The organism is Erysipelatoclostridium sp. AM42-17, from assembly GCF_003480255.1.
GTDB lineage: Bacteria > Bacillota_I > Bacilli_A > Erysipelotrichales > Coprobacillaceae > Faecalibacillus.
In genome coordinates this window covers 1-6,667 of the sequence record NZ_QUIN01000040.1, presented here as the reverse complement: position 1 = coordinate 6,667, position 6,667 = coordinate 1, and the positions used below count along the sequence as shown (strand labels likewise).

Genomic DNA, 6,667 nt, shown 5'->3' with positions numbered 1-6,667 from the left:
ATTTGTTAGATATACATAATTTCCTTCATTATCTATCATATAACAGTGCACCTGATATCTTCCTGTTGTCTTATGATTCTTTATACTGACGTTAGATATGTAATCTTCTCCTTCTTTTCCTGCTGTATACCACCTTAAATCATCTTGTCCTCCTTCTTCACTCCATACAGCATATTTGATGTTCTTTCCAATACATTCTATATCTGTATCTTTTAATACAATTTTTACTTCGGTTTCGTTTTCACCAACATCTGTCTTTAAACTTCCTAATTGAATTCCTACAGTTGCTGTTTGATTATTATCATTAGATCCTACAAATATGCCACTTTTTAATGTAGCATACCCTGCATAACTATAATTCCCTATATCTCCTTTATGATTTTTTACATCTACTGTAACACTGTAGTGTCCTTCTTCCTCTTTTTTAGCTCTATACCATATAATATCATCTTGTCCATTTTTATCGCTCCATACTGGTACTTCTAATTTTTCTATTGAATTTGCACCATTTGCAATATCCAAATTTATTTTAAACCTTCCTTTTCCTATATTTTCAGCACTCATTTTGATATCTGGTCTTGCTATCTCAAATGTTGTATTTGTTAGATATACATAATTTCCTTCATTATCTATCATATAACAGTGTACTTGATATCTTCCTGTTGTTTTATGATTCTTTATATTAACACTCGTTACGTAATCTTCTCCTTCTTTTCCTGCTGTATACCACCTTAAATCATCTTGTCCTCCTTCTTCACTCCATACGGCAAACATCATTGATTTAAATTTTTCTTGATTAACATTATAGAATTTTAATTTTGCCTCTGTTTCATCATTATTTAATGATACTCCTAACACATCTTTCAAAACATTTATTTCAATACTTGCTATTTTATTATTACTTGTTGTAGCAGTGATTGTTGCTGTTCCTGGGTTCATTCCAGTTACTTTTCCATTTTCATCTACTGTTGCTACATTTGTATTGCTTGATTTCCATGTGATTCTCTTAACATCTGTTGTATCACTCGGATTGATTGTTGCCTGTAATGTTTCACTATGCCCCTTTAGCAAATTAATTTTTGTTTTATTTATTGTAACTGAAGTAATTGGATTGACTACTGTAACTTTACATTTTGCAACTTTACCATTAGTGGTTGTAACAACAATGTTTGTTGTTCCTCCGCCTACCGCTGTTACTTTCCCACTTTGATCTACTGTTGCTACGTTTGTATTTTCACTAGACCATGTCCAACTATCATAAACAGTATCATCTGGTTTAGCTGTCGCTACAAGCGTTTCAGTTTCAGATTTATTTAATTGTAATTCTGACTTATTGAGTGTAATTGTTTTTATATGCTTTAACACTGTAATTTGACATGTTGCTTGTTTACCATTACTTGTTGTTACAGTGATTGTAGCAACACCTTCAGATACTGCTGTAACTTTTCCTGCGTTATCCACTTTTGCAATAGTAGGATCACTTGACTCCCATATTAATTGTTTACTGTCTGTTGTATTACTTGGATCGATTGTTGCTTGTAATTGCACAGTATCTTTTACATCTAACTCTTTTTTATTTATATTTAAGGTTACTGAATTAATATGTAAGGTAACATTAACTTGACACGTTGCAGTCTTACCATTTGAAGTTGTTACTGTTATTTCACAACTTCCTTCTTTGATTGGTGTTACTTTACCGTTTTGATCTACCGTAGCAATACTAGGATTAGTTGATTCCCATGTTAGTTTCCTATTATCAGTTGCGTTATCAGGATGAATTGTCGCTTGCAATGTTTCTGTTGTTCCTATATTTAAATCAAGTTTGGTTTTATTTAAAGAAACAGAACTAATGGATACTGGAGATGTATCTTTAACAACACCTTTGATACGATAAGTTACATTATCTACTTTACTCCATGTTCCATGAGATAACTCTACCAAACAATGTTCATTAGAAAAATCACATATAAAATGAATATCTTTAGCAGTCGTATATGTTTGATCACACATAAGCTGTGCATTATTTTTTGTAGTTCCTTCTAGAGTTATTACAATAGCATAGTATTCATCTTTATGAATAGAAACCTTTTCGTTTAATGAAATATAATTATTCCCTATATTCTCATTTATACCACTTTGTGATAATACTTCTGTTCCTGTTGTAGGATCATTTGGGTTTGTTAATCCAGTATATATTTTTAAGGTATAAGGAGTTAATGATCGCAAACCTAGAGTTATCGCCTCTAAAGACTCAACATCTTTTTTCCCTTGAAAAACGTTAGCATATGTTCTTGTAAAACTTGCCATTGTGTAACTTGTATTTTCTGTTCCATCATATTGGTATGTATTAATGTTATCTCTAGGTGCAAATTCAAAGGAATAAACATAGCCCAAAGAACTTTCATCATAAGACATCCAAAAATATCCATCATTTCCAAAACCAGTTCCCCAGCTATTTTTGATTAGCCACGCTCCGTTTCTAGATGGCGTATACGAAAAATTAGAAGCACTGTAATTGTCGTCCCATCCCACAATGGTAACGGCATGGTTTAACCATACATCATGGTTAGGATTATAGTAGTTACTATTTTGACCATTATAATAGTTATTAAGATGATCATACGTCGCAAAAACACTTCCATTTTTCAATATTGCCTGTTTTACCTTATCACCATAATCAACAGTTATCTTTTCATCTGTCTTATATACACGGTCACAGATGAGATTACTATTAGTAAGACGGTATGTTGTATTATTTTGATCATCATGAGTTCCATTCATTGTTTGAACATTTTTAATTGGATAATCTTCTTCATCTGCCAATCCAAAATTACTTAAAGCTATTTGTACCATGTTAGGAGCAATACCTTTATCATAATATGTTTCTCCATTTACAATAACAGTTTGGTCATTGTTAGTATTATTGTAAAAATCCCCTTTATTATTATAAGTAAAATAATTTAGATGAGCTTCTGATAAATCAATATCTTTAGTAGCTAAATTATTTTTAATTAAATATGTTTCTGCCACACTACATGCTGCAAAAGCCCAACAGTTACCATTAGGATTTTGATTTTTAACACTTGTTACATAACCCTGTTCTACTGAACTATATGAACTTGGCATTGCTGCCCTCGCTCTCGCTCTTGATTTGAACGATGTACTTGTTTGAAAATTAACATCATCCATATTTTCATATTGTCTTCTAGGCATCACACTTCCTTGTGTTTCTTCTTTAGCTGATACACCTGTTATAGGCACAATCATAGAAAAAGAAAGCATGAATGCTAAAAGAGTTCTTATTATACGTTTCATCTTATTCCCCCTCATGCTATAAAAGTATAACTATTTATATTCTTAATTATAAACTAAGAACACCATTCTTTCTATTTTTTTATTTAAATATAAAAATTGTCGAATATCGCCCATCTCTATTCTATAAATAATCATTAGATTTTTATTGTAATACAAAAAAAGGATCATAACGATCCTTTTCCATAAATTACACCTTTTACTGTTTTATAAATAATCGTGAAATCAAGCCAAATAGACCAGTTATGATAATAATAATCATCTAGCTTACAACGATAATCAAAGCCCACATCACTTCTTCCATTAGCTTGCCACATACCGGTTACTCCCGGTTTACATTTAATGATTGATTGATAGTATTGCCCCATATCTTCTCTTTCTCTTGGTAAATAAGGTCTTGGTCCAATAAGTGACATTTCACCTTTTAAAACATTTAAAAATTGAGGCCATTCATCTAATGATGTTTTTCTTAAGAATTGTCCAACAGGAGTGATTCTTGGATCATGGACTAACTTTTTATTTGTTAGATATTCTTCTTTAATCTTTGAATCTTTTTCCATAAGTTCATCTAGAATCTGTTCTGCATTAGGAACCATTGATCTAAATTTATAAATCTTAATCTTCTTACCATCTTTTCCAATACGCTCTTGGCTAAACATGATGTTTTCATTATCACCACTCATTAAGTATTTATATTTGACAAATAACATTAATGGAATCAATGTTATACAACCAACTATACCGGCACAGATATCAATTAATCTTTTTAATACTCTTGCAAATAAAGACATTTCATCATTTGATGTGGCAATTAATAATTGCCCATCAAAATCTTGGACTTCTGAAGAAAAGGTCATCGTGCCATTAACATCTGGTAAGTATTTAATTGCTTCTACTTTACCATAAATATCTGACATGACCTTATCAATAACTTGTTGATTTGCTTCTGGCAAAGCAACAATGATTTGTTCGATATGTAAATTCCTTATTGCCTCATCCATTTCATCATAACTATATAAAAAACTATTTTTAATAATATTTTCTTGCTTAAAACCAAATAATGAATCTGTTAAATTCGTATCAACATAACCTTCTACCTTTGTTAAAGCAAAACGATTATTATTAGAAATCTTTCCAAGTCTAGCCGCTTCATATCCCGTTCCAATTACCAATGTCTTTCTAGCAAACTGTTCTCTAAAAGAAATACGCAAAAAACGATCGGCAAGTAAACAAATAAGAAACATTGATCCTACCATAATAGTAAGATGCATTCTTCTTTCATAACCTGTTGATCTTGGTACAAGCACTAATAAAGCGATATAAAAACAAAAACTTGATTTCACTAATGCTTTAATTTCATCCCATATTAAACATGTATTTAATGAATAATGTCCATAAATAAATAAGAACAAGAAATATAAAATTCCTGATCCAATAATAAGATCCATTTCCATATGAAAATAGATACAAATAAAATAATACATGATGACTTCTATTGTTAATAACATAAACGGCATGATTTTTCTATTCATTGATTACACCTCTTACATACCTTTGATTATACAGTATTCTATTTATTATTTCTATCTTTTATCATTTATAGTATAATGACTATATCTATCAAAACAGGAGTGACAACTATGAAATTTTTCTATGTAGGTTTAAATAATTTCATGAACAGACATCCCTTCATTAAATCATGTACATTATTTGCTTCAAAATTTTGTCCTTGGATGTCAGGTATATTTTATGCATTATTTTTACTTAAAATATTTTTAGAATACACCAATCAATTTTATTTACTTGTCTATCAGCCTTTTTTAGTTTTAATTATCACGGTACTATTAAGAGTTCTCATTAATCGTAAAAGACCTTGTCAAAAGTATCCTATTCAACCTATTGATGATAAACAACACCTTATGCATTCTTTTCCAAGCATTCATACTGCTTTAGCTATTTCTATTGCTTTAACAGTTGTGGGCAGAGGACCTAATATGGGATTACTTTTATCTTGTTTAGCTGGTGTGATTACTCTTACAAGATTACTTACAGGGGTTCATTATATTACTGATATCTTATTTAGTATTGCTCTTGCATTTGGTATTTATTTCATTTAATGATTAATTATAATAAGACTATGGAAAAATTATACTCAACTGGTGAATTTGCCAAACTGGCTGGTGTCACCCTTCGTACAATTCGATATTATGATAAAATTGGTTTACTTAAACCTACACTTATCTTAGATAATGGCTATCGTCGTTATTGTAATCAAGATTTTATTACTTTACAAAAGATTCTTTCTTTAAAAGAACTAGGATTTTCTTTAGAAGAAATATTTCCCATTATCCAAGATGAAGATCAACAAAGTTTTATTCAATCTCTACAATTTCAAGAATCTCTCATTGATAAAAAAATAAAACACTTAAACCAATTAAAAGAATCATTAAAAAATACCCAAAAAATTATCCAACAAGATCATCAAGCATGGGAAAAAGTGATTGAGTTAATACGTTTATCACATATCAATGATCAAATCATCGAACAATATATGAATACTCAAAACATTGAAACCCGTATTTTACTTCATGATCGTTATTCAACTAATAAGCAAGGTTGGTTTAATTGGTTGTTTCAACAAATTGATTTTACTCATGTTTATCAATTATTAGAAATTGGTAGTGGTAATGGTAAACTTTGGGAAAATAATCACTATAATTTACGTAATCGTGAATTCTTTTTATCTGATAATTCTTCGGGTATGATTGAAGAATTAAAAAAGAAATTAGGAAATGAATATAATTATTTAATTCTTGATTGTCAAAGTATTCCTTTTAAAAATAAATTCTTTGATACGATTATCGCTAATCATGTTCTCTTCTATCTTCAAGATATTCATCTTGGTTTAAGTGAAATTAGCAGAGTATTAAAAGATTTTGGTACATTTTATTGTACAACATACAGTCATTTACATATGAAAGAAATCAATGAACTGGTTAAAAACTTTGATTCTCGGATTCTTCTATCTAACGATGATTTACCAAGTAAGTTTGGTCTAGAAAACGGAAAAGCCATATTATCACCATACTTTAATCATATTGAATTAAGAAAATATGAAGATTCTTTGTTGGTAAAAGATGCTAAACCGCTCGTTGACTACATCATGAGTTGTCACGGCAACCAAAAAGAATACTTAGGACATCGTCTTAAAGAGTTCCAAACTTATATTGAAAAAATTATTAACGAAAATAACGGTATTCATATCACAAAAGACAGTGGTTTATTTATATGCAAAAAGTAATGGTAATTTAAAATAACTTGTGGTTGAGATTGTTTCGGCCAATAAGACAATTTG

At 29.9% G+C, this 6,667-nt stretch carries 4 protein-coding genes; 2 read left to right on the top strand and 2 right to left on the bottom strand.

Translation table 11 applies throughout. The features are described 5' to 3' along the window. Both DW911_RS10750 and DW911_RS10745 read right to left on the bottom strand, forming a co-directional pair. Positions 1–3,315: GBS Bsp-like repeat-containing protein (locus DW911_RS10750; protein WP_199669477.1), on the bottom strand; the 3,315-nt coding region annotated here is incomplete at its 3' end. 164 nt (positions 3,316–3,479) lie between these two features. Further along, positions 3,480–4,844: an exopolysaccharide biosynthesis polyprenyl glycosylphosphotransferase gene (locus DW911_RS10745; RefSeq protein ID WP_118432323.1), complete on the bottom strand. Its 1,365-nt coding sequence runs from the start codon at positions 4,842–4,844 to the stop codon at positions 3,480–3,482. A 108-nt stretch (positions 4,845–4,952) separates the two neighbouring features. Here DW911_RS10745 and DW911_RS10740 point away from each other — a divergent pair, with 108 nt between their 5' ends. Both DW911_RS10740 and DW911_RS10735 read left to right on the top strand, forming a co-directional pair. Beyond that, positions 4,953–5,429: a phosphatase PAP2 family protein gene (locus DW911_RS10740; protein ID WP_118607811.1), complete on the top strand. Its 477-nt coding sequence runs from the start codon at positions 4,953–4,955 to the stop codon at positions 5,427–5,429. Positions 5,430–5,449: 20 nt separating this feature from the next. Beyond that, complete coding sequence (locus DW911_RS10735; RefSeq protein WP_118432335.1) at positions 5,450–6,613, top strand: MerR family transcriptional regulator; 1,164 nt, start codon at positions 5,450–5,452, stop codon at positions 6,611–6,613. The last annotated feature ends 54 nt before the right edge of the window (positions 6,614–6,667 follow it).

What these genes read in the sequence shown, in the direction of transcription:
- DW911_RS10745 (WP_118432323.1), bottom strand. Translation starts at nt 4,844, where the DNA reads ATGAATAGAAAAATCATGCCGTTTATGTTATTAACAATAGAAGTCATC.
- DW911_RS10740 (WP_118607811.1), top strand. Translation starts at nt 4,953, where the DNA reads ATGAAATTTTTCTATGTAGGTTTAAATAATTTCATGAACAGACATCCC.
- DW911_RS10735 (WP_118432335.1), top strand. Translation starts at nt 5,450, where the DNA reads ATGGAAAAATTATACTCAACTGGTGAATTTGCCAAACTGGCTGGTGTC.